The organism is Mycobacterium sp. TH-M11, assembly GCF_057473725.1.
Genome location: NZ_JBYCLD010000316.1, coordinates 1 through 3,004, shown reverse-complemented (window position 1 = coordinate 3,004; position 3,004 = coordinate 1). Strand labels below are relative to the sequence as shown.

The following is a 3,004-nucleotide window of genomic DNA, read 5'->3' as shown; positions in this document are numbered from 1 at the left end:
TACGCCGACGAATATCGGCACACCGGCGCCGCGGGCTGGCGGATCTGTCGGCGAGAGTTGACGATTGACGCGATCGATATTCGGCCAGTCCGTCGGGTCCGGCCCGCTCAGCCCTGAGGTCAGCGGCCGCCGGGGTTGCAAGTCGCCCCGCCTCGACGTGGCCCGCTCGGACGGCCGAAGCGGTACCGTCACCCGGTCTCTGGGAGCGGAATCCCCTCACTGGTAGAGAATTCGGCATCGCTCTGGGTCGAGAGCCCCAGCGATATTACCGAGCGCGCGAACATGGCGTCGGTCAGATAGGCGAGTGCGACCGCCCAGCGGTTGACGCCGCGAGGGATGGCGTACAAATGGTAGGCACGGGTGACCACCTTGGCCGGGAATCCTGACAGCGGAATCTTCAGCGGGTTCGCCACCGCCTGCCGCGGCCCCAGGTCGACCACCAATCCCATGTCGTGGTGCCGATATCCGCGTGTTTTCCCGTAGCCGAGGCTGGCGGCGACGTTGTTGCCGAGCGTTTTTCCTTGACGGGTGGCGTGCTGGGCGGTCGGCGGGGTGATCTTGCCGGGCTGGGTCACGTCGGGCACCGCCGCCGCGTCACCGGCGGCGAAGACGTCGGGATGTCCGGGCACGGTCAGGTCGGTCTGCACTTTGAGCCGGCCCTTTTCGGTCGGCAGACCGAGTGTCTCGATCAGCGGCGCCGCGGTCACGCCGGTTACCCATGCGACGGTGTATGTGTCGACCCGGGTGTCGTCACTGAGAACCACATGGTCGGGGTGAACTTCATTGAGGGTCAACCCCAATCGAACGTCAACGCCACGCTTTCGCAATACCCGCTGTGCACGAGCGCCGAGCTTCTCGCCGACCTCCGGCATCACTTGCTCAGCGAGGTCGAGCAGCAAAAATCGCGCCGACGCCGGGTCGAAACCCAGCTGTTTGGCTGCGGCCTCGGCCAGTGCGCGAAGCTGCAGCACCAGTTCGGTCCCAGAGTACGAGGCGCCGACGACCACGATGGTGCGCCGAGCCTGGGCCAACCCGGCGTCGCCTTCCAAACAGGACAGCTCCAATTGCTCCAGGACATGATCACGGAGGTACAAAGCTTCGGCGGTCGACTTCAGACCTCGTGCGTGGTAAGGCAATCCGGGGATATCGAACAACCGGGTGACCGATCCTGGCGTTAATACCAGTCTGTCCCAGGGCAGCTCACGGGTGCGCTGTTCGAGATCGGTGTATTGCAGCCGGTGCTGGTCGAAATCGACGCGGTCAACCCGGCCGCGAAGGGCGCGTACGCCCTTGAGCGTTCCCGCAAGCGGGATGGCAACGAATCGGGCGTCCACCACGCCGCCCGCCACGTCGGGTAGCAGCGGCGTATAGAGCATGTAGTCGACCGGCGACACGATCGTCACGTCGACGTCGCTCCCGCGCAATCGGCGAGCTAACCGCCGCGCGCACTCGAAGCCGGTAAATCCGCTGCCCACCACCACGACCGATGTCACCCCATGTTTGTAGCCACCGGCCCGCGACCTGAAACCCATCACTGCAGGGCAGCGAGGTTACACACGGATTTGCGGACGTCCGACTTTATGACCCTAGCGACGAGCGTGCCGAGTGGGCCGCTGAGAACTCCGCCGCCCAACGCGGCGGTGAGGTCGAACGTCGATCCAGGTTGACTGTCGGTCACCCGCATGGTGACCGTGATCTGCACGCCGCCGCGTCCACGACCGGTCAGCTCGATCTCGTGCGGCTCGTCGTATTCGGTCACTTCCCAGTGAATGACGTTCCGAAATCCCTTGACCTTGATCAACGATGACACCCGAGTGCCTTTTTCGATGGTCGCGGGAACTTCGCCGCGCCACCCGCCGAATATCGTCATCCAGTCATCGAAGCGCCCCAGGTCCGACGCGAGCTTCCACGCGGACTGCGGTGACAGATCGGATGTCGTCGAGACGTCGACTTGAGCCACGTCGTCTCACTCCCCTGTTGTTGCGGACATCTCGGGCCTGCGCGGGCGCGACATACCCCCCCGCCCTGATACGCCCTGCCGCGTTATACCCCGCCGTGCCTGCTATGAACCGTCAATTCTCGGGTCAGATGCCCTTCCACGTTTGATCGAGCTGGTCTGCAACATCGATCACTTGGGCCTGCTGCGATTGAGGCGCGTCGATTTCTTCGCTGACGTAATGCGCAATGAACCGCCGAATCTCGGCGTCGACGCCGCCGATGATGCGCACGATCTCGCCCCGAAGAGTCTTCGACGACACATGGACACCGATGTCGCTCGGGCGTGGCTTGGCAACGTCGACGATCAGCAATAGCGGTGCGGCCGCCCGAGCGGTAGCAGTGAGCGCGATGTCGCCGTCAACGGTGAACCGCTGCTTGTCGATTCGCAGATCGACGAGCAGATCGATCAGCAGCGGGATATGGATGTCGAAGGTGATGCTGTCGGCGACATTGCGCGTCACCTTCGGCTGCTTGATAGTGACGGCGGCGCTGACTTTGGCGAGTTTGCCGGGGCCCTGGGCCATCGGCGGCATCTCGAACTGGCTGCCGGCGATCGCCGCGAATGCGGCGGCGACCCGCTCTTCGGTGACGGCTACCTCAAAGAAGCGCCGCCCGAACGATTCGTAACTCATGTACTCGTGGCCATGCATAAGTGAATACGGTCTCACGTCCGCTTCCCGGACCGCGGCTGATCTTGCCGTGTCGCAGCGTCGACGAGTTCGGCCAAGGCGGCCCCGCCGGATCCACCCTGCCGCTGTCACCAGTCGGATTAAGTGCGCACTGCCCCATTGTGCAGAAGTGATGTTGGTGGCTGCTGGGACGCCACTTCGCCGACCGCAAAGGCCGGATCGATGGTGTAACGGACCGCGCGACAAAGCTCTGCTGGTCAGAAGAATTCGGGGAGAATAGCGAAATCATATTGAGAAACAACATGATTAGTGTCGACGAGGGCGTCGGGACTTGTCGAGTGTTGCGCCGCTGATGAACGGGCGCGCAGATACCAAAC

Annotated in this window: 3 protein-coding genes; all 3 read right to left on the bottom strand. The window is 63.6% G+C overall.

Features of this window, described 5'->3' with window-relative positions; genetic code table 11:
• Positions 1-188: 188 nt before the first annotated feature.
• On the bottom strand, positions 189-1,493 hold the full coding sequence (locus tag AC2VOG_RS12975; protein ID WP_486940305.1) for an NAD(P)/FAD-dependent oxidoreductase: 1,305 nt from the start codon (positions 1,491-1,493) through the stop codon (positions 189-191).
• Between the two features lie 38 nt (positions 1,494-1,531).
• Positions 1,532-1,960: a type II toxin-antitoxin system Rv0910 family toxin gene (locus AC2VOG_RS12970; protein ID WP_486940304.1), complete on the bottom strand. Its 429-nt coding sequence runs from the start codon at positions 1,958-1,960 to the stop codon at positions 1,532-1,534.
• Positions 1,961-2,084: 124 nt separating this feature from the next.
• The gene (locus AC2VOG_RS12965; RefSeq protein WP_486940303.1) at positions 2,085-2,648 is read right to left on the bottom strand and encodes a hypothetical protein; all 564 of its coding nucleotides are present in this window, start codon (positions 2,646-2,648) and stop codon (positions 2,085-2,087) included.
• Between the last annotated feature and the right edge of the window lie 356 nt (positions 2,649-3,004).